This is a genomic window from Halobacteria archaeon AArc-dxtr1 (assembly GCA_025517425.1).
Classification (GTDB): domain Archaea; phylum Halobacteriota; class Halobacteria; order Halobacteriales; family Natrialbaceae; genus Halostagnicola.
In genome coordinates this window covers 816,605-836,057 of the sequence record JAOPJY010000001.1, presented here as the reverse complement: position 1 = coordinate 836,057, position 19,453 = coordinate 816,605, and the positions used below count along the sequence as shown (strand labels likewise).

Sequence of the window (19,453 nt, the reverse complement as noted above, 5' to 3'; positions counted from 1 at the left end):
TTTACCGATATGTATATATGTGGCGAAAAATACTGTTCCTATGCAAGTGGTTCACTAATGAGTGATAAAGCGAACACAGATGGTGCCGAAGGGCGAGTCAACAAACATCGACGTCGATTCCTCCAGGGGGTTGGGGCGACGGGTATTGCTGGGATTACTGCCGGCTGCCTCGGCGACGATGACGAGAATGGCGACGACGCAAACGGGGACGACGCAAATGGTGACGACGAGCCGCCAGCGGAGTCGGACACGTTCGAGATTACTGCTCTCGAGCCCGGCGACGACAGCGTCTCGCTCGGCGAGTCGGTGACGGTCACGGCGACGGTCGAGAATACCGGTGAGGAAGACGGCGAACAGGACGTCGAGTTCTTCTTCGACGGCGACAGCGAAGACGTCGCTACTCTCGAACTCGAAAGTGGCGCCGAAGACGACGTCTCCTTCGACGTCGACACCGGCGACTTAGACGAAGGCGACTACGACTACGAAGTTACCACCGACGACGACAGCGAGAGCGCGACACTCACCGTCGATCCGTTCGAGGACCTCGATTCGATCTTCTCGTTCGGCGAGGACTCGATCACCGTCCAGCCCGGTACTGCGGCCATCTCCGGCGAGTTCGACAACTCCTATCCCGTCGCAGCGGAGTCCGGCGAGGTCAGCCTCGACGTCCCTGACGGCTGGGAGATCGTCGACGACGACGGAACCAGCTTCGACGAACTCGGTGCCGGTTCCTCCCAAAGCGTCGAGTGGCACGTCGAGGTCCCGGACGACGAAGACGAGTTCGAACTCGAAGCCGAAGCAAGCCACGAGGTTGGCGACGAGTCACACAGCGAGGATCACACCCTCGAAGTGACTGTTGTCGGTCCGCTCGCGACGCCGCTGGCGTTTAACTTCGGCTCCGAGGCCGACGAGCCAACAGTCAAAGACGGCGTGCCGTTCACGCCGAACCTTCCTGACGCCATCCAGATTCTCGGAGACTACGGCACGTCTACACACGACGTCGACGATGTTGCAGACACCGACGACGACGACCTCTACCTCAGCGAACACCACGGCTCCGACGGTGGCGATCTGGGATACGACATCCCGCTCGAAAACGGCGTCTACGACGTCACGTTCTACTTCGGTGAAACCTGGGAAGACAACACCGAGCCGGACGATACGCGCGTGATGGACATCTCCATCAACGGGAGCGTCGTGTTCGACGAGTGGAACACCGTCGCGGAAGTTGGCTACGCGACCGCCGCTCGCGAGACGATTTCCTCCGTGCAGGTTACCGACGGCAGCCTCACGATTCTCGGCGAAGCAGTCGACGACTGGGTCGCGTTCAACGGCCTCAAGATCGAGAAGGCCGAGGTCGAAATCCAGCACGTCGAAGGCGGCGTTGCGGACGAGCCGTCGTTCACGTTGCTGCCCGAGGAGGGAATGCTTGAAATGGCAGACCCCGAGGACTACGACGAAGACAAGCTTTCGGCGGAGTTCTACTTCGGCTACGACGACGACAACCTCCACCTCCACGGTGAGGTCACCGACGACGAGCACCACGCACTCGAGGGTGGCAGCATGTGGGAGGCCGACAGCATCCAGTACGCCGCCGGCTACGACGGCACGTACGGGCCCGAAGACGGAATCTCCCACGTCGACGGCGAGACTAGTACCACCCGCTGGATGGACGGCGAAAACGAGGAGGGTCTCGACGTCATCGAGGCCGACACCAGCCGCGACGACGACGAGAATCTGACCACCTACGAGGCGACGATTCCGTGGGAGGCCATCCTCCCAGCCGCGCCCGAGCCCGGTGACTCCTTCCGCTTCGGCGTCATCATCAACAACGACGACGGTGACGGCCGCGAAGCCGTCCTGAACTGGACCAGCCCCGCCATCAGCGAGGACAAGAGCTACGAAGCGCTCGGCACCTTTACGCTCGAAGATCCTGACGCCGAAGAAGTCCCAACGGTCTCCGCGCCGTTCGGATTCAACTCGGGCGGTAACCCAGAGGATCCACAGTCCGACGTTCCCGTCGAAATCGACGGCCTCGAGTTCGGGGAACTCTACGATCCCGACGACATCGACGAAGTCGACGTCCACTGGGACGAGGACGATCCAGACGCTGGTGAAGACTGGTTCGGAGATCCCGGTAGAGCCGACGACGGCGGTGAGATCGAAGACACCGACTACGATGCCCTCTACCAGACCGAACACTGGGGGCCCGACCTCGGTTACGATATCGCCATCGAAAACGGCGTCTACGACGTGACCGTCCACAACGCCGAGACGGCCTTCGACGAGGAAGAAACACGCGTCTTCGACCTCCAGATTCAGGGAACCACTGTCGCCGAAGAGCTCGACCTCTTCGCGGAAGCCGGCGAAGACACTGCACACACGATTACGTTGCAAAGCGTTGTCGTCAATCAGGAAACCCTCTCGATTCGGTCGACGACCCACGAGGACAACACCAAGTTCTGTGGGATCGAAATCCGTGAGGCGGGTGCAGGAGCTGGCGACGACGAAGACGAGTAGGATCAGCCTACGCTCGGACGTAGGTTCCCCCACCCCAACCGGTCCGTCTTAGGGTGGGCATTCGGCTACGTTCGTCCGATCACCGTACTGTTCTTTTGGCCACTGTTCTCCCGTTATGGTGTCCAATAGTGATGATTCGTGCGATCGGTGGTGCCTACCCACACATTCTTCACGAAAGATCCTTGGCAATCTATAGCAAAGGCTTTAGGTTGCGTACGCCGAAAATCCGTACACTGTTGGCCCATCGGCCACTGAACTCACTATGAGCGACGAACTCATCTGGCGAATCGCGGGGGGTTCCGGCGACGGAATCGACTCGACGAGCCAGAACTTTGCGAAAGCGCTGATGCGCTCGGGGTTGCACGTGTTCACCCACCGACACTATCCGTCACGGATTCGCGGTGGCCACACGTACGTCGAAATCCGCGCAGCAGCCGAAGAGGTACAGTCACGGGGAGACGGCTACAACTGTTTGCTCGCGCTGGGCGACTCGTTCGCGCGTAACCCACAGGAAGAGGCCTACTACGGCAACGAGGAGGTCAAGCCACTCTCGGAGAACCTAGACGAACTCCGTGAGGGCGGGATCATCGTCTACGACTCGGGGCTGATCGACGAGGAAGACGTCGACGCGCTCAACCTCGAAGAACGAGCCGAGGAGAACGACTGGCACGTCTTCCCGGTCGATCTCCGATCGATGGCCAAAGAGCACGGCCGCGAGGTCATGCGTAACACCGCCGGTGTGGGGGTCACCGCCGCACTGCTCGAGATGGATCTCGGCCACATCGAGGACCTGATGGCCGACGCGATGAGCGGCGACGTCTTAGAGGCCAACGAGATCATCCTCCAGGAGGCCTACGACATGGCCACCGAGGAGTACGACTTCGAGCACGACCTGCGCGTGCCGACGGGCGAGCACGACGAGGAGCAGGCGCTGCTCTCGGGCTCGAACGCGATCGCCTACGGCTCGATCGACGCCGGCTGTCGCTTCATCGCCGGCTACCCGATGACGCCGTGGACTGACGTCTTCACGATCATGTCGAAGAACCTGCCCGACATGGGCGGGATCTCCGAGCAGGTCGAAGACGAGATCGCGGCTGCGGCGCTGGCCGTGGGTGCGAGCCACGCCGGCGTGAAGGCGATGTCCGGCTCCTCGGGCGGCGGCTTCGCGCTGATGAGCGAACCGCTCGGCCTCGCAGAGATGACCGAGACGCCGATCGTCTTGCTCGAGTCGATGCGTGCCGGTCCCTCGACCGGGATGCCGACCAAGCCAGAGCAGGCCGACCTCGAGTTCTCGCTGTACACGAGTCAGGGAGACTCCAACCGCGTCGTCTTCGCGCCCGGCACCGTCGCCGAGGCCTACGAGCAGACGCGACTGGCCTTCGAGATCGCCTACGACTACCAGATCCCGGTGATCATCATCTACGACCAGAAGCTCTCCGGCGAGAACACCAACGTTCCCGTCAGCTTCTTCGACCGCGAGCCCGACCCGTCGCTGGGCTCGACGGCTACCGAGGACGAACTCGAAGAGCTTCCCCACGCCGACTCTGGGAAGTTCCACCGCTTCCAGCACGACCCAGAGAACGGTGTCAGTCCGCGCTCGCTGCCCGGCCAGAAGGGCGGTCGGTACCTCGCCACGGGTAACGAGCACACGCCCGCCGGCCACATCAGCGAGGATCCGGACAACCGCGTCGCACAGATGGACCGCCGACTGCGCAAGCTCGAGGCGATCCGCACGGCCCTAGACGAGGAGTACGACTCGAACCAGACGTACTTCGGCGACGAGTCGGCCGACTTCGGCATCATCACCTGGGGCTCCTCCCAGGGTGTCGTCGAAGAGGGCGTCGAACGCCTCAACGACCAGGGCCACGCCGTCAAGGGTATCGGTGTCTCCGACATGATGCCGTTCCCCGAACAGGAGCTCACCGAGTTCCTAGAGAGCGTCGACCAGGCGATGGTCGTCGAGATGAACGCCTCGGCACAGTTCCGCGGATTGGTCCAGAAGGAACTGGGTCGCTACGGCGAGAAACTGACCAGCCTTCTCAAGTACAACGGGAACCCGTTCGAACCAGCCGAGATCGTCGAAGGGTACGAACTCAACGTCGACGACTCGGACGCGGAACCGACCGCACAGGTCCGAATTGAACCCGCAGCAGGTGACTAATCATGAGTGCATTCAACGCAATCGGAGACGACCGCGAGATCGACCGTGACGAGTTCACGCCCGGTCTCGAGCCCCAGCCGACCTGGTGTCCGGGCTGTGGTGACTTCAGCGTCCTCAAGGCGCTGAAGCAGGCGCTCCCGGAAGTCGGACGCACCCCTGACGAGGTGCTTACCGTCACGGGGATCGGCTGCTCGGGCAAACTGAACAGCTACCTCGAGACGTACGGTTTCCACACGATCCACGGCCGCTCGCTGCCCGTCGCTCGCGCAGCGAAGCTCGCCAACGACGGCCTCGAAGTGATCGCAGCCGGTGGCGACGGCGACGGCTACGGGATCGGCGGCAACCACTTCGTCCACACCGCCCGGGAGAACCACGATATGACCTACATCGTGTTCAACAACGAGATCTTCGGCCTCACGAAGGGCCAGACCTCGCCGACCTCCCCGAAGGGCCACACGTCGAAGACGACGCCCCACGGCAACGCGAAGTCGCCGATCCGACCACTGTCAACGGCGCTGACCTCGGGTGCGACCTACATCGCGCGCACCGCCGCGGTCAACCCGAACCAGGCCAAGGAGATCATCAAGGAAGCGATCGAGCACGACGGCTTCGCGCACGTCGACTTCCTCACCCAGTGTCCTACCTGGAACAAGGACGCCCGACAGTACGTCCCGTACGTGGACATCCAAGAGTCAGACGACTACGACTTCGACATCCACGACCGCGAGGAGGCCCAGGAGATGATGTTCGAGACGGAAACCGCCCTCCACGAAGGCAGCGTCCTGACGGGCCGGTACTTCGTCGACGAACGACCCTCCTACCAGGAACAGAAGAAAGAACTCGGCGAGATGCCCGAGGAACCGCTCGCAGAGCGGTACTTCGACGAGGACGCCGAGTGGGAACGTAGCTACGATCTGCTCGAGCGCCACAAGTAGATCGACGTCGCTTTTCCGTTATTTTTTGGACGCGCGTAGCCGCGGCTGTCTTCGCGAGCGTTCAGTCGAGTGAGGCGGCGATCTCGATCACCGTCTCCGACTCGAGAGAGTCTGAGCCGAAGACGTGGTAGTGCTGTCCGTCGCGTTCCCACTCGAGTTCGGTTCCCTGGTCGGTGGTGGCCAGCGTAGCCTCGGCCCCGTTGATATCGATGGATTCGCCGGTTACCGGGATCTCTCTGGGAGCGTCCCCGACCGAAATCTGGACCGATTCGTCGTCGTCCGAGCCGTACCGTAGCTGAACCGCTGTCCGATCCTCGTCTGGGTACTCCCAGACGTCGCTCGTTTCGAGGTCGAATCGCTCCGGGATGGCCGACGGTTCGGTGACGTCGACGGGGGCAGCCTCTCCCGCCTCTGTGACGGTATCGAACGCCTCGTAGCTCGGGAAGACGATCTCTTCCGGCGGTTCGTCTTCCGGCGGCTCGAACGTGAACAGGTCGTCGTCGAAGCCGGGCTCGGGATCGACGGTTACGTTCGTGTAGGTGATCTCGAGGGTGGTCGTCTCGGCGTCCAGCTCGTATGACAGCGGGAACATCGTCTCGCGGTCGAACGCGACGGTGACGCGCTCTGCGTACTCGTCTCCTGTCTCCTCGATCGCGGTCTCGATCGGGAGCTGGTAGACGGTGTCGTCGATCAGGACGTCGACCGAGCGCTCGACGGTCTCGGTCGTGGGTGTTTCGAACGTTACCTCGTAGACGTCGCGGTCGTCGACGGACGTCTCGGAGACAGCGGCGACGTCTAACTGCTCGAAGTAGCGTTCGTGTTCCCCGTAGATTCGGTCGAGTCGACTCTCGTCAGTGTCTGCCAGTTCGAATGTCTGTACCGAATCAGTCTCACGATCGTGGTGCCAGGACTGCTCACCGTCGGTGACGATCAGGTAGTCGCCATCCACACCCTCGGTTCGGCTGGTCCCGTCATCGCGAAGCCAGCGGTCGACCGTTTCCGTCTCGGACTCCTCGCCGTCGATTTCGACGGTCGTCTCGACGGTCGCCGACAGCTCAGTCGGGGGCGTCGCTGTTGAGACCTCTTCTCGGATCTCTTCGCCGGGGTCTGCGTCGTCACCGAAGACGCCTACCCCCGCATATCCCGCCAGTAACAAGAGGCAGATGAGAGCGAGAACGAACAGGATTCGACGCGGGGACGTCATGTATCCCACTGTGTAACCAACCCCTATCAGTTCACTGGAATCTTCGCTTTACTCCACTGAACCGCCAGCCCCGAACCCGCGAGCAAACAGCTTCGAAACGTAGCTAAGCACCAACAAGGCAACGACGAGTCCGCCGAGTCGGTACGGGTCGAAGCCGTAGCGCATATCGATGATCGCGTATGCGATGACGAGACCGCCCATGAGCAACGCCGTCCCCCCGGCCCATCGGGCGGCGTAGCTCGCATCGACCGACTCGTCGTAGGCGGCGTGGAGTTCGACGCGACCCCGGATGCCGATGAGATAGCCCAGATACGTGATAACGATCCCACAGAGCAGCCAGACGACGCTGCCGAGGATCGTAACGTCGACCATTAGGTCGCTATCGGCACGGGCGCGGAATAAGTCCGACGGTTGGGGTACGTCTGTTCGAGGAGATAGATCGTGCACAGATTCGCGTTCGACTTTCTGACTGATCACCGATCCGTCGTTTTTGAATACAAAAGATATTTTCCCACCCGAGTAAAAGAGAGTATCATGAGCACGCAGCGGACCGAAGACCGCATTCTCGAAGCCTTAGAGGAGGACGCCCAGGCTTCCTACGCAGATATTGCAGCCCGGGCGGACGTCTCGAAGCCGACGGTTAGAAAGTATATCAATAGACTCGAGGAAGACGGCGTTATCGTCGGCTACTCTGCGGACGTCGACCCAAAGAAACTCTCGAGCCAGACCATCGCCCTCGTCGGAATCGACGTCGCCAGCGAGCGCTACGTGGAAGCGACCCGGGCGCTCAAAGCGCTCTCGGAAATCGAGTCGCTGTACACGTCGAGTGGCGATCACATGCTGATGGCCGAGGTCCGTGCCGAAGACGGCGACGCGCTCGGAGAGACGATCTCTGAGTCTATTCTCGGAATCGAGGGCGTCACCGCCGCCCATCCGTCCTTCCTCCAGGAGCGATTGAAGTAGCTCCAACAACCGTCTACAGCCCGTACTCTCCCCACTGCTTTTACTCGCTGCGCACGTACTCCGTTCATGCCGATCTACGAGCGCCGGACACGAGTTCGTGCGCCCCTCGATGATGTCTGGGCGTTTCACTCGCAAGTCGACGGGCTGGAGGCGCTGACACCGGGCTGGCTCGGACTGCGGGTCGACGCCGTTCGCGGTCCGGACGGGACCGAAGAGCCACCGATTCTAGAATCCGGATCGGAGATCGACCTCTCGGTTGCACCTGCCGGTATCGGTCCGCGAACGCAGTTTCGGTCAGTGATTACTGGACGCGACCGAAACGATGCCAACGCCTGGTTTCGCGACGAGATGGTCGACGGTCCGTTCGATTACTGGAACCACACGCATACCTTTCGGGCCGACGGTGCCGACACGATCGTCCACGACCACGTCGAGTACGAACTTCCCTTCGGGGTCCTCGGATCCGCGCTTGGCCCCCTTGGTCGGGTAGGAATGGCGCCGATGTTCCGACACCGCCACCGGCGCACCCGAGCACTCCTTGAGAGACCTGAACCAAACGCGTTTTGGCGACGCACCGACTAGTTTACCTATGGAGCGTCTTCGGGCGAGTGGCTGGTCTCGGCGACATGTTCTCAGCGGATCTCTCTCGATCGGACTGGTAGCCGTTGCGGGCTGTCTCGACGGTACCGATGGAGACGACGCTGCGGGCGACGACGGCTCGAACGGGAACGCCGCCGAGCTCGAACTCGTCGATCATCCGGGCGACGAACCGACTGACGTCCCCACGAGCACCTGTCCAGTCTGTAGTATGCAGCCCCAGCAGTACGACGAGTGGAACGCCCAGCTCGCTCACGAAGACGAGGGCGGGCTCTTTTTCGATACGACGGGCTGTCTGTTCGCCTACCTCACAGATCCGACTGCTTTCGGCGGACCCGAGGCCGACGTCGGTGGCGTCTGGGTGACCGACTTCGAAACCCACGAGACGATCGACGCGACGGCAGCCACGTTCGTCTTGGAACACGACGATGGCCGACTCGACGATCCAATGGCGCCCAACCCGCTCCCATTTGCCGACGAGGACGATGCAACAGCGTACGTCGATTCCTACGACGATCTGGACGAGTCAGATCTGGCGGCGTACGACGGCGTCCGCTCGGAAGATGCCGGCCGATGGAGTAGCCACGCCCCGTGACAGCGACCCCCGATCACCGGAGTTATCACTGCGAGTGACCCACGAACTCGCATGACTGTGGTTCTCGCCGGTGTCGGTGCCGACAGCACGAATCTGGGTGCACTCGGTCGCCTCGACGACGGCGTCTTCGATTATATCCCGATCCCTGAAAAGACCCAGCGTACCACCGAATCCGCGACGCTGGGCTCCTGGCCGCTCCGAACCGAAGACGGCGTCGCTGCGGATCTGACGAGTCGAATAACGCCCCAGCCAATTCACGATGGTGAGACCGCCGTGACGGGATCGGCACTCGCCGACTGGCCGTTTCACCGCGACCCGAACTTCGAGGCGCTTTCCTACGGCGAACACCGAACCAGCGGCTACGTCTCCAGGCTGCGCACACTCGAGCCGGGTGACGCCGTCGGCTTCTACGTCGGCCTCAGAGATCCGGCGGGTCGCGCCCATCGGTATCTGATCGGCTACTTCACTGTCGATGCCGTCGACGTGATCGAGCCGGAAACGTCGATAGACGAGCGCCGGGCGATCCTCGACCGACACGCGGAGAACGCTCACGCAAAGCGTGCAGTCGACGGCGACCGCTATCACGCCGAAAAGACGGTTGTCCTCGTCGATGGGCGCGAGCCCGGTGGGCTCTTCGATCGCGACCCGATTCGACTCAGCGAGTACCGGACGAAAGCGGGCAACGTGCGGCCACAGTACTATCTCCGCGACGAGGTTGCGGACACCTTCTCGGTGGTCGAGGGAGGTGCGAATATGATGTATAAACCGGCCTACAGGTGTGCGATTGATGGAGGCGAGTTTCGCGATCTCGTCGACTCTCAGCGATCACGTCGCCAGTTTTCCGGACGTTCGTGATGCTGTCTGCGCTCCCTATGATATGACAATCCAAACCATTATACCCGGTCCACGAGTCGTTCGACCCACTGTTTGCCTGTGTCGAACCCGATAGCCGTCCCCTCCTCGCCGAAGGCGATCGCCGCGCTCTACGTACTTGTGAGCACGATCTGGATCGCCACCTCGGATCAGGCTGTCGACCTGCTCGTCGACGATCCGTCGCTCGTCACCCAGATTCAGACGGCAAAGGGCTTCGCCTTCGTCGCCGGGTCCGGGCTGTTGATCTACGTACTGGTCGAACGCGGGCAGCGAACGCTCGAAGAGACGAACGACCGGCTCGATCGTGCCCTCAAGCAGACTACGATCCTGTTGCGACTGTTACGACACAACCTCCGAAACAGCTGTAACGTGATCGGCGGGAACGTCGCCTTGCTTCAACGGCGCCTCGACGAGGGGACAGAGCGGCTCGAGACGATCGAGGAACATACCGAAGAACTCGTACTGATGGGCGAGAAGACGAGCGTTCTTCGCCAAGTGTTGCTCGAGGAGTCGGCCGAACGAAGCGAGATAGACCTCGCCAACCTCACGGAGCACGTTGCCGACCGCCTTCGCGAAGAGTACCCCGACGCGACGATTCGGACGGAGACGCCAGAGGCTGCCCGGATCCAAACCGACCCTCGGCTCGAGACCGCGCTGTACGAACTCGGAGAGAACGCCATCGTCCACGACGATGACTGCGCATGGATTGAGTTCGACGTCACGGATCACACCGACCGGATCACGATCGAACTCACGGATACCGGACCGGGACTCCCGTCGATCGAACGGGTCGTCCTCGAGCGGGAGTTCGAGACGCCGATGATTCACTCTGAGGGACTGGGGTTGTGGATCGCGCGGACGGTCGTCCACCGGGCCGACGGCGAACTCGAGGTTCGAGGCGACAGTGACCGCTAGAGCGATGACGGCGACGCTGTCGGGACCGTCCTCAGTATCACGCTGCCGTGCTGATTGTGTCGGGTTGGGCTTGCCGGCTACGGTCGCCTTCGTCGTCCACGGTCGCGTCGAAAATCGATCGGTTTCATACGTCAGGCCACCGAATCGGGGAGCGTGACCGCCGATCGCCGACACGACCGGGTCCGAACGCACCCCACACCGGGTGGTGCGAACTCTCTTGCACACTGGACGGATGCCAGAAGTCCCCTACGCGTTGCGATCAACTACGTTGTGATCTGGCTTATCCGCGTCTCGCCGAGCCTCCGGCTCAAACGCTGGCTCATGCGACGCATCGGTGTGACTGTCGGTTCGGGCGTCTCGTGGGGGCTCGAGGCGACGCCTGACGTCTTCTGGCCCGAGCTGATCACGGTACGAGACGACGCTATCGTCGGCTACGACGCGACGCTGCTGTGTCACGAGTTCCTCCAAGAGGAGTACCGAACCGGCGAGGTCGTCGTCGGTGAACGCGCGATGATCGGCGCGGGAGCGATCGTCCTTCCCGGCGTCGAAATCGGCGCGGACGCGAGCGTGGCGGCGAACTCGCTCGTAACCAGAGACGTCCCGCCCGGCGAGACCGTCGCGGGTGTGCCCGCCAGGCCGATGGGTGGTGAGTCGACAGAGGGCGCCGACTCGCCAACAGGAACCTAAAACGTCGTCAACTCGCCGTCGATCACGCGCCGGGTCACGTCGGTGACGTTGGCGAGTCCGTCGTCGACGATCGCCTCGATCTCGTCGTGAACCGCCGCCAGTTCGACGCCGTCTTCGGTGACGACGTGGACGTCGGCGACGTGGGGCTCGTCGATCGGGCGACCGATCTGGCTGAGCAGGCGCACTCGCAGGTCGCGGATGCCGTCGACCTCGGCGACGACGTCTTCAGCGATATCCGTCGAGAGGAGGTTGTAGATCTTTCCGATGTGGTTTACCGGATTCTTCCCGCTCGTCGCCTCCATCGACATCGAGCGGTTGGGCGTGATGAGGCCATTAGCGCGATTACCCCGGCCGACAGAGCCGTCGTCGCCCTGTTCGGCGGAGGTGCCGGTGACGGTGAGATAGATCGAGCCGGACTCGACGTCGTCGGCGGTGTTGACGTAGACAGTCACGTCACGGTCGGTGTGCTCGGCGGCGACGGCCTCGACCTCCTCGCGGACCGCCTCCACCGCGTCGACGTAGGCGTCGATGTCGGCCAGATGTTCGTCGATCATCGCGGCGGCGACGGTGACGTCGATGGCGTCGCCCTCGCGTTTGCCCATGATCTTGACGTCGGTGCCGAGATAGGGGTTCTCGGCGGCGAACGGGCCGTTGAGCCGACGTTCGGCCTCGAGGACGATCTGTTCCGTTTCCGAGAGGGGCGCGTGGCCGACGCCGAAGCTCGTGTCGTTTGCCATCGGAACCTGCACTTCGTCCTCGCCGAAGACGTCCTGCAGGTCGCCGCTTCCTTCGCCGAGTTTGACGTCGACGACGATATCCTCGCCGTAGGTGAGCTGGGGGATCTCACTCTCTAAGTACTCCCGCGCAGCCCGAAGGGCGATCGTTTCGGCGGGGAACAGCTCGCCCCCGTAGCGCTTGGTCGCCCGACCGACGATCAGCAGGTAGATTGGGTCGACGACCTCGCCGCCGCCGAAGGCGGGGGCGGCCTCGCCGGCAACCAGCTGCGTCTCGTCAGTGTTGAAGTGTAGAACCTTCCCAACCCGGTTTAGATACTCCCGGGCCAGCGCGCCCGCGACGTGCTCTGCGACCCCGTCACAGATGGAGTCGGGGTGTCCGATCCCCTTTCGCTCGACGATTTCGACTTCCTGGTCTTCGACTGCCCGGCGGTCGATTGGCTCGACCCTGATATTCCGTTCGCTCATTGTCGGACGTTGTGCCAGCGTAGTTCTATAACTTGCGGAAACAGCGCGGGCAGATAATATGCTTAATAGTAATATGGCGAGCGAGTCAGTTCGACAGCAGCATTCCGAGATAGGAGGTCCGAACCTGGTCGTCAGGATCGAGCGAGAGTCGCTCTACGAGCTCAAACGCTCCTTCACGGGCCGCCTCGATCTCGCGGTCCTCGGCCTCGGTCTCGACTTCGACGTACTCGCCGACGCCGTCGACGGCGTCGAGCGTCACGGTGTACCCCTCGATGCGGTACCGCTCGCGTTCCTTACGAACCGTTGCGGCTGGCTCGAAGCCGAGGTGGCCGAGGATCGCGTCGAACGTCTCACCGTTGCCGAGAGCCGTCTCGGCCTCCTCGCGGGTCTTCGAGTCCGCGTCGACCAGCGGGCCCTTGTAGGTCACCCGGGCGCTCGACCCCCCTTCGGCGTCGGCTGGCTCCTCACGTCGAATCCGCAGCGCCTCGTCGGTCTCTTCGAACGAGCGGTGGGGTGCGTCGTAGTAGGTGTCTCGCTGGACGACCGCGTCGGTCGGGCTCGCCCCGATCTCGGCGAGTCGGTCACGAACGACCCCGAGCTCGGCAGGAACCTTCACTTCGACCTCGTACATACCCGGTCCAATGGCCGGATGGGGTAAGTATTGGTCGCTCTCGGGGACAGATAGTCCGTGACGACCGCTCTTCCGTAACGTTGGCGAACTCACGGTCGCCACGCTGATCCCTTGTGAGCCTCGGCGGCCGCCTCGCTCCAAAACGTCGTTCTTAAATGTAGACGGAGGGACGTACAACGTATGAGCGAAGAACAGGAGGCCGACGAGCAGGCCGACGACGTTAGCGAGGAGCAGTCCCCAGACGACGAGTCCGCCGCCGAAGGGCTCCAAGAGGGCGACTTCGTCGAGATTGAGTACACCGCCTACACCGTCGAGGGCGACCAGCTGGTTGACACGACCGACCCCGAGGTCGCAGAAGAAGAGGGCGTCGATTCCCAGGGCCAGGAGTTCAAGCCCCGAACGATCGTCCTCGGAGAGGGCCACATCTTCGCCGACGTCGAGGAGGCAATCGTCGGCAGCGAGGCCGGCGACTCGGACACCGTGACGATCGACGCCGTCGACGCCTTCGGCGAGTACGATCCCGACGACGTCCAGACTGTAAGCGCCGAGAAGATTGACGAGGACGACCGCTACCCCGGTGCTAACGTCCAGGTCGACGGCCAGCAGGGCTACATCAGCACGATTATCGGCGGCCGTGCCCGCGTCGACTTCAACCACCCCCTGGCGGGTGAGGACGTCGAGTACGAGTACACGGTCACCGACGTCGTCGACGACCGCGAGCAGCAGGCCGCCGGCCTGTTCGAGATGTACCTCGGCATGGAGCCCGACCTCTGGATCGAGACCGACGAAGTCGAAGAGGAGGTTCCCGTCGAACCTGACGAAGACGCAGACGACGACGCCGAACCCGAGTTCGAGACCGAAACCGTCGAGAAGGAGTCGCTCTACCTCGAGGCAACTCCCCAGATGACGATGAACCAGCAGTGGATGATGGGCAAACAGCAGATCGCCCAGGATCTCATGGGTAAGGTCGACGTCGACCGCGTCATCGTCCAGGAGATCATCGACGGCATGGGCGGTATGGGCATGCCCGGTATGATGGGCGGCATGGGCGGCGGCGCCGGTGCCGAGGACATCGAGGCGGCCCTCGAAGACGCCGACGTCGACGCAGACGAGATCGTCGAGGAACTGGAAGGCGCCGAAGAGTAACGCGTTGACATCGTTTTCGGTCCGGTTCGTCCTCGAACAGCGACGAGTTTCTTCTCGGCTCTTCGATCGTCACCGGGACCGTCCCCTATTACCGGGCCCGATCGTCATCGGGCCCGTCCCCTGTCACCGGACCCGGCCCCTAGACGATATCTCGGCTCTCGTCGACCGCGACGCCGTCGGTTAGTTCGAGCGTGAGGACGTCGGTCGAGTGTCCGCCGGCGCGGAACTTCGGGACCGAAAGACGGTGCTCGACGGCCTCGCTGGTCCGCTGTGTCCGGAGGGCGAGGATCGCGTCGGCAGCGTGTTCGGTACGACTGCGGTTTGGAGGTGGCTCGTCGGTCGCGAGACAGTGGAGGATCGCGAGCGCATTGCGTTCCGAGACCGCGTCCGAGAGGGTCTCGAGGAACGCGAGGTAGGCCTCCCGATCCGCCCACTCCAGGACGTCGGCCGTGTCGACGACGAGGATCGCCTCCGCCGGGAGCGCCTGCACGCGGCGGGTCGCCGACGCGAGGGGGTCGCGTGCGTCTACTGCCCTAATCGTCGGCGCGCCCGTCTCGACGGGTGCGATCGCGAGGGCGTTTCGAACGGCTGACGCCGACCGTTCCGTGGTCAGGTAGTGAGTCTTGTGCTCCGCCGTCAGGCGGTACAGCAGGCGCTCGGACTGGCTGGCCGGGTCGGCGGTGTAGGCGACGATAAATCCGAACGGAACGCCGCCGCCGAGCGACCGGTCGAGCGCGTCGACGCCCATCGTGATCCGGTCGGACATGCGGTCGTCGAACGTTGGGCTCGCCATCCAATATCAAGATAGGGCTCGATGTCGGTCGGATGCTCGCCGACGGGACTTTCAGGGAGTTTAATATGGACTGCGACGCCCAACGCAGTATGGAACACGCTGACGTCGCGATCGTCGGTGGCGGCCCGGCGGGCGCTGCCGCAGCCGAGCGCGCGGCCGCTCACGGCGCCGACACCGTCCTGTTCGAGCAGGGGGTTCCGCGGGCGGACCGCGCGGAACTCGGCCCCGACTCGACCGACGCCGCCGGGATGCTCGACTACTGGATCGACATCATGGACTTCGAGTTCGAAGAGATCCCCGACGAGGTCGTCCACCGGGAACTTTCGGGAACCGACTTTATCGGCCCTGACTCGCGGGTCGAACTAAACACGACGGGGATGGATTCCTCCTACGACAAGTTCGGCTACACCTTCCACCGTACCCGGATGGACGACTGGCTCTACGAGCGCGCACGAGACGCCGGCGCCGACCTCCGCGTCGGCACGAGCGTCAAAGGTGTCGAATCTGACCTCTCGGGGACGACGCCGACGCACACGCTGACGCTCGCCGACGGCGAGCAACTCGAGACCGAGGCGCTCGTCTTAGCGGACGGCCCCCAGCGACGGATCACGCTCGACGCACTCGATCAATTCACCCCCTCGGGAACGTCGATCTCCGAGCACCTCTCGCCGCCGACCGCGAATCACATCGCCTACCAGGAGTACCGCGAGTTTCCCGAGGAACTGTTCGAGGAAGACCGGCTCAAGTTCTGGTGGGGGTACATGCCCGGCGAGACGGCCTACCCGTGGGTGTTCCCCAACGACGGCACGGTGGCCCGCGTCGGTTTGACGATGCCCATCGGGATGTCCCTCGAAGACGTCGATCACCCCGAGTCCTACAAGCTGTTGCGCCCGGACGACGAGACACTTCCCTCTGGCGGCGAGTACATCCGCCGCCTGCTCGAACTCGAGTACGGTGACGAGTACGATATCGAGACCGACTTCCCGATCGTCGACGATCGGGGGAAATCGAACGGTACAGAGACGTACCCCATCTCCTCGACGCGTCCAATCGAGTCGCCGGTCGAGGCGAACATCGCAGTCGCCGGGGGAGCGATGGGGACGACCTCGGCGTTCCACGAGGGGGGCTACCACGTCGCCGTCCGAACGGGGAAGATCGCGGGCCGCCTCGCCGCGACGGATTCGCTGGCGAACTACAACGACGTCTGGAAGCGCGCGATCGGCGACGAGATCCTCCGGAACGTCGCCTTCGCCGACATCGTCGCCGACTACGGGCCCGACGACTGGGACCGGGCGTTCGACATCGTCTCGAACATGCAAGACGCCTCGAACGAGGGCGCACTCGTCGCGAAGAAGTACTCCGCGGGCATCGGTGCGACCAAGATCGTCGCCGCCTACAAGAAACGCAAGTTCACCTACCGAAACGGCAAGTACGTCCAGTTCCGTGCGGACGAGTACGCGTACTGAGTTTCGATCGGACCAGCCGACGCGACCCAGCCCGGTCGACGGAAAGCGTTTTCCACGGTTGCCCCGTACTACGAGTGCGCGCCTTTAGTCCCCGTCCGAGCCTACCCATTCGGGTGCGATGACCACACGGCGAACCCGGGCGCGCGATATGTGCGGATACTGACGGGGGAGACCCCACGCCCGGCACGAGGGTTAGCCAGCCGACGCGGCACGCCGCCCCGGGATGAGGCTGGACGTTAGTGTTCCGGGTGACATTTTCGACCGACCGTGAGCACCTGCTGGGGAGTCAGCCCGTCCCGCTTGCACGTACCGAATCCGCCTTCTCAACTCTTAACGACACTGTACAGTCTGCCATGCGTGACGACTGCACGCCCGAAAGAGGGATAACGTCTGTCTCACGAGAGAGGGTATGGTTCGCTACGCGGATGAGCGCTGTACCACCTGCGGTGGGAGACAGAAACTACGGACGAACGGCTCGGCCTGGTGCCCGAACTGCACCCAGTTCCGGCCGCCGAGCGTCCGCTCCTGAGTTTGAAACTGACGTATAAAGCCAGGGCGGGGATTTGAACCCCGGGAGTCTCGATTACAAGTCGAGTGCATGAACCACCCATGCTCCCCTGGCGCTGTCTGTGACTTACTGCTCGTCCTTTGAGTGTGTATCGTTTTTCGCCTGCTCGTCGAGTCGACGGTTCATCTTCACGCGACGCGGTTCGTACCCTTCCCGTCGGTAGAACCGTCGAGCCCCCTCGTTGGCAGCCATTGCCTCGAGCGTTAGTACGTCGACGCCACGGTCCCGAAGCGCGTCCTCGGCGGCTCGGAGGAGTTGCGTTCCGATACCCTGGTTGCGAGCCTTCGGCAGGACGTACAGGTTCGAGAGGATCCCCCGCTTCTCGGCGAGTTCGAGTGTCCCTTGCTCGACGGTAAGCGAGGCGAATCCGACGATTTCGTCGTCCAGGCGAGCGACGAGAAGACCGCCATCTAGCCGGTAGCTCGCGAGGATCTCGCGCATCGCGGCCCGATTTGTGTCGGGTAACACCGCCGACTCGTGGGTGCGTTGCTCCCGGGCCAGGGCGACCCAGAGGTCGGCGACCGTCTCGAGATCGCTCGGCCTGGCTCGTTCGATCGTCACGGATCGCGTCCTATCCATGTTCTGGGTACCGTCGTCAGTGCCTTCCGGATTTCGACGATGCGATCATCGCTGGCGGGCTCGGTATCGAGCAGACCACCGCTCGTCGCAAAAGCGCTTTGCCTCCCGGCTAGACGGTACGACAGTCCGAACAGACGACCTGCCCGTTTGCCTCCCAGAGGGCGTCCGCCAGCGAGCCACAGGCCTCACAGACGCCCTGTGTCGAGTACTCGTCGCCGCCGTTCGGAACGACCTCGCGCTCCTCGGCCGCACGGGGATCGATCGATCCTGTCACTGCGGTCTCGACTGCTCGTTCGCCGCTTGCTGGCGCAGTCGCTGCCTGAAACGAGCCGGCAACGGAGATCACGTCTCGTTGGGTGAGCAGGCCGACGACCTCGCCGTCGCTTTCGACGACCAGGTTTCGAATATTCTCCCGAGCCATGATCCCGGCGGCGTCAGAAAGCGACCGCTCAACGCCAATCGTGATGACCGGCGTGCTCATTACCTCCTCTATCGTCGTCGTGTCGGGATCGCGTTCGCTCGAGACGACGCCCAGGACGTCCCACTCAGTCATGATGCCGACCGGATTGGCACCCCGCATGACCAGCACGGAGCCGATCCGCTCGTCACGCATGAGCCGAACTGCCCCGAGAACGGAGTCCGACTCGCTGACGCCGACGTACTCCGGGGTCAGTGCGTCTCTCACCGACAGTTCCGAGTCCATGTATGACACATGTTCACAGACGGTCTAAAAGCTACCCCCGCTACACTTAACCGCGACGCCGGCTAAGGATTCTAGTTCTCCGATCTCCCCCGCTGATCGCAGCGATCAGCGTGCTGGCTGCCACGCCAGCTCGACCCGCGTCCCGTCGGCTCGGCATCGCTCGAGGGCGTGTTTCGCGTCGATCCCGGCGTCGCGGGCGTTCGGGCCCCGACCCACGCCGACCTGTAACTCGACATCGACCGTCTCCCGGACGTGGTCGATGGCCGTCTGGTAGTCGGCTGGATCGAGATCCGGACAGACGGCGATCACGTTGTCGCCGCCGACGAAAAACGAGAGGCTGTCGTGGGCGTAGCGCATGTGACGCATGAGTGCGGCGTACCCCTGCTCGATCTCGATGAACGTATCGAAGGCGTTTAATTCGTCCGTATAGGTCCCCGTCGCGTCGATCACGTCGAAATGGGCGATCTGGACGTCGCCGTCAGTCTGCTGGCCCGGGTCGACGACAGCTCCCTCGAGAATCTCTTCTCGGTCCGCGTCCTGGGCGCTGCCCGCTTGCTGGAGCAGCGACGTCGCGTCGCCCAGAGCCGTGACCGGACTCGTGTCGATCGCGACGCCGAGGCTGAGCGTCACCGGGTACCGGTTGCCGACCGACTCCTGAAGGAGGTCGTGATCGGCGAGCGAGAGCCCGTTGGTGACCGCGATCATGTTGTCAAAGCGCGTGAAGAACGTGTACCCACCACGATTGCCGACGAACTGAGAGACGTCGGCGTACAGCCGCGACTGCAATGTCTGGAGGTCGGCTTCTCGGCGTGGCTCTGGCGTCACCGTCCACGGGCCGTAGTTATCGATCTGGATGAGCGTAACCTGCGTGTTCGTCACGATGGTAGATTCTTTCGAACGACTTCGTATAAGTGA

General features: G+C 63.0%; 19 protein-coding genes and 1 tRNA gene. 11 read left to right on the top strand and 9 right to left on the bottom strand.

Annotation, left to right across the window (positions count from 1 at the left end; genetic code table 11):
* Positions 1-57 precede the first annotated feature (57 nt).
* The 3 genes from OB905_04265 (at position 58) to OB905_04255 (ending at position 5,616) form a co-directional block, all read left to right on the top strand.
* Positions 58-2,520, top strand: coding sequence for a malectin domain-containing carbohydrate-binding protein (locus OB905_04265; protein MCU4925202.1), 2,463 nt, complete (start codon positions 58-60; stop codon positions 2,518-2,520).
* Positions 2,521-2,782: 262 nt separating this feature from the next.
* Positions 2,783-4,681 carry a 2-oxoacid:acceptor oxidoreductase subunit alpha gene (locus OB905_04260; protein MCU4925201.1) on the top strand — a complete coding sequence of 633 codons (1,899 nt, stop codon included), beginning with the start codon at positions 2,783-2,785 and terminating at the stop codon, positions 4,679-4,681.
* 2 nt (positions 4,682-4,683) lie between these two features.
* The gene (locus OB905_04255) at positions 4,684-5,616 is read left to right on the top strand and encodes a thiamine pyrophosphate-dependent enzyme (protein ID MCU4925200.1); all 933 of its coding nucleotides are present in this window, start codon (positions 4,684-4,686) and stop codon (positions 5,614-5,616) included.
* Between the two features lie 61 nt (positions 5,617-5,677).
* Here the strand turns inward: OB905_04255 and OB905_04250 are convergent, their stop codons facing one another.
* Positions 5,678-6,820, bottom strand: coding sequence for a DUF4367 domain-containing protein (locus OB905_04250; GenBank protein MCU4925199.1), 1,143 nt, complete (start codon positions 6,818-6,820; stop codon positions 5,678-5,680).
* Between the two features lie 48 nt (positions 6,821-6,868).
* Positions 6,869-7,192 (bottom strand): hypothetical protein, encoded by a 324-nt coding sequence (locus OB905_04245; protein ID MCU4925198.1) that lies wholly within the window; start codon positions 7,190-7,192, stop codon positions 6,869-6,871.
* Between the two features lie 162 nt (positions 7,193-7,354).
* Here OB905_04245 and OB905_04240 point away from each other — a divergent pair, with 162 nt between their 5' ends.
* The 6 genes from OB905_04240 (at position 7,355) to OB905_04215 (ending at position 11,450) form a co-directional block, all read left to right on the top strand.
* Entirely contained in the window at positions 7,355-7,783 is a 429-nt protein-coding gene (locus tag OB905_04240; GenBank protein ID MCU4925197.1) for an Lrp/AsnC family transcriptional regulator, read from the top strand.
* Positions 7,784-7,849: 66 nt separating this feature from the next.
* On the top strand, positions 7,850-8,365 hold the full coding sequence (locus OB905_04235) for an SRPBCC family protein (GenBank protein ID MCU4925196.1): 516 nt from the start codon (positions 7,850-7,852) through the stop codon (positions 8,363-8,365).
* A gap of 7 nt (positions 8,366-8,372) precedes the next feature.
* Positions 8,373-8,975, top strand: a complete 603-nt coding sequence (locus OB905_04230; protein MCU4925195.1) for a nitrous oxide reductase accessory protein NosL — start codon at positions 8,373-8,375, stop codon at positions 8,973-8,975.
* A gap of 51 nt (positions 8,976-9,026) precedes the next feature.
* Positions 9,027-9,830: a hypothetical protein gene (locus tag OB905_04225; GenBank protein MCU4925194.1), complete on the top strand. Its 804-nt coding sequence runs from the start codon at positions 9,027-9,029 to the stop codon at positions 9,828-9,830.
* Between the two features lie 78 nt (positions 9,831-9,908).
* Entirely contained in the window at positions 9,909-10,763 is an 855-nt protein-coding gene (locus tag OB905_04220) for an ATP-binding protein (protein MCU4925193.1), read from the top strand.
* 153 nt (positions 10,764-10,916) lie between these two features.
* A complete protein-coding gene (locus tag OB905_04215; protein MCU4925192.1) occupies positions 10,917-11,450 on the top strand; it encodes an acyltransferase in 534 nt (177 codons plus the stop codon).
* Here OB905_04215 and OB905_04210 read toward each other — a convergent pair.
* Both OB905_04210 and cyaB read right to left on the bottom strand, forming a co-directional pair.
* Positions 11,447-12,652 (bottom strand): methionine adenosyltransferase, encoded by a 1,206-nt coding sequence (locus OB905_04210; GenBank protein ID MCU4925191.1) that lies wholly within the window; start codon positions 12,650-12,652, stop codon positions 11,447-11,449. The two genes, OB905_04215 and OB905_04210, sit on opposite strands and share 4 nt — an antisense overlap.
* An 85-nt stretch (positions 12,653-12,737) precedes the next feature.
* A complete protein-coding gene (gene cyaB / locus OB905_04205) occupies positions 12,738-13,283 on the bottom strand; it encodes a class IV adenylate cyclase (protein MCU4925190.1) in 546 nt (181 codons plus the stop codon).
* Between the two features lie 180 nt (positions 13,284-13,463).
* Here cyaB and OB905_04200 point away from each other — a divergent pair, with 180 nt between their 5' ends.
* Positions 13,464-14,429, top strand: a complete 966-nt coding sequence (locus tag OB905_04200) for a peptidylprolyl isomerase (GenBank protein ID MCU4925189.1) — start codon at positions 13,464-13,466, stop codon at positions 14,427-14,429.
* 139 nt (positions 14,430-14,568) lie between these two features.
* On the opposite strand, the gene OB905_04195 is transcribed toward OB905_04200, so the two are convergent.
* Positions 14,569-15,195, bottom strand: coding sequence for a transcriptional regulator (locus OB905_04195; GenBank protein MCU4925188.1), 627 nt, complete (start codon positions 15,193-15,195; stop codon positions 14,569-14,571).
* 116 nt (positions 15,196-15,311) lie between these two features.
* Between OB905_04195 and OB905_04190 the strand changes: the two genes are divergently transcribed.
* Complete coding sequence (locus OB905_04190; GenBank protein ID MCU4925187.1) at positions 15,312-16,688, top strand: NAD(P)/FAD-dependent oxidoreductase; 1,377 nt, start codon at positions 15,312-15,314, stop codon at positions 16,686-16,688.
* A 548-nt stretch (positions 16,689-17,236) separates the two neighbouring features.
* On the opposite strand, the gene OB905_04185 is transcribed toward OB905_04190, so the two are convergent.
* The 4 genes from OB905_04185 to OB905_04170 all read right to left on the bottom strand — a co-directional run bounded on the left by OB905_04185 (position 17,237) and on the right by OB905_04170 (position 19,417).
* Positions 17,237-17,310: transfer RNA gene (locus tag OB905_04185), tRNA-Thr, on the bottom strand.
* Positions 17,311-17,322: 12 nt separating this feature from the next.
* A complete protein-coding gene (locus OB905_04180; GenBank protein MCU4925186.1) occupies positions 17,323-17,835 on the bottom strand; it encodes a GNAT family N-acetyltransferase in 513 nt (170 codons plus the stop codon).
* A 109-nt stretch (positions 17,836-17,944) separates the two neighbouring features.
* Complete coding sequence (locus OB905_04175) at positions 17,945-18,538, bottom strand: CBS domain-containing protein (protein MCU4925185.1); 594 nt, start codon at positions 18,536-18,538, stop codon at positions 17,945-17,947.
* Positions 18,539-18,643: 105 nt separating this feature from the next.
* Positions 18,644-19,417 (bottom strand): GTP cyclohydrolase IIa, encoded by a 774-nt coding sequence (locus OB905_04170; protein MCU4925184.1) that lies wholly within the window; start codon positions 19,415-19,417, stop codon positions 18,644-18,646.
* Positions 19,418-19,453: the final 36 nt, after the last annotated feature.

Bases quoted from the DNA above. Each gene is read 5' to 3' on its own strand.
- OB905_04230 (MCU4925195.1), top strand. From the start codon at position 8,373: ATGGAGCGTCTTCGGGCGAGTGGCTGGTCTCGGCGACATGTTCTCAGC.
- OB905_04200 (MCU4925189.1), top strand. From the start codon at position 13,464: ATGAGCGAAGAACAGGAGGCCGACGAGCAGGCCGACGACGTTAGCGAG.
- OB905_04180 (MCU4925186.1), bottom strand. From the start codon at position 17,835: ATGGATAGGACGCGATCCGTGACGATCGAACGAGCCAGGCCGAGCGAT.
- OB905_04210 (MCU4925191.1), bottom strand. From the start codon at position 12,652: ATGAGCGAACGGAATATCAGGGTCGAGCCAATCGACCGCCGGGCAGTC.
- OB905_04235 (MCU4925196.1), top strand. From the start codon at position 7,850: ATGCCGATCTACGAGCGCCGGACACGAGTTCGTGCGCCCCTCGATGAT.
- OB905_04240 (MCU4925197.1), top strand. From the start codon at position 7,355: ATGAGCACGCAGCGGACCGAAGACCGCATTCTCGAAGCCTTAGAGGAG.
- OB905_04190 (MCU4925187.1), top strand. From the start codon at position 15,312: ATGGAACACGCTGACGTCGCGATCGTCGGTGGCGGCCCGGCGGGCGCT.
- OB905_04195 (MCU4925188.1), bottom strand. From the start codon at position 15,195: ATGTCCGACCGGATCACGATGGGCGTCGACGCGCTCGACCGGTCGCTC.
- OB905_04260 (MCU4925201.1), top strand. From the start codon at position 2,783: ATGAGCGACGAACTCATCTGGCGAATCGCGGGGGGTTCCGGCGACGGA.
- OB905_04255 (MCU4925200.1), top strand. From the start codon at position 4,684: ATGAGTGCATTCAACGCAATCGGAGACGACCGCGAGATCGACCGTGAC.
- OB905_04245 (MCU4925198.1), bottom strand. From the start codon at position 7,192: ATGGTCGACGTTACGATCCTCGGCAGCGTCGTCTGGCTGCTCTGTGGG.
- cyaB (MCU4925190.1), bottom strand. From the start codon at position 13,283: ATGTACGAGGTCGAAGTGAAGGTTCCTGCCGAGCTCGGGGTCGTTCGT.
- OB905_04175 (MCU4925185.1), bottom strand. From the start codon at position 18,538: ATGGACTCGGAACTGTCGGTGAGAGACGCACTGACCCCGGAGTACGTC.
- OB905_04265 (MCU4925202.1), top strand. From the start codon at position 58: ATGAGTGATAAAGCGAACACAGATGGTGCCGAAGGGCGAGTCAACAAA.
- OB905_04250 (MCU4925199.1), bottom strand. From the start codon at position 6,820: ATGACGTCCCCGCGTCGAATCCTGTTCGTTCTCGCTCTCATCTGCCTC.
- OB905_04225 (MCU4925194.1), top strand. From the start codon at position 9,027: ATGACTGTGGTTCTCGCCGGTGTCGGTGCCGACAGCACGAATCTGGGT.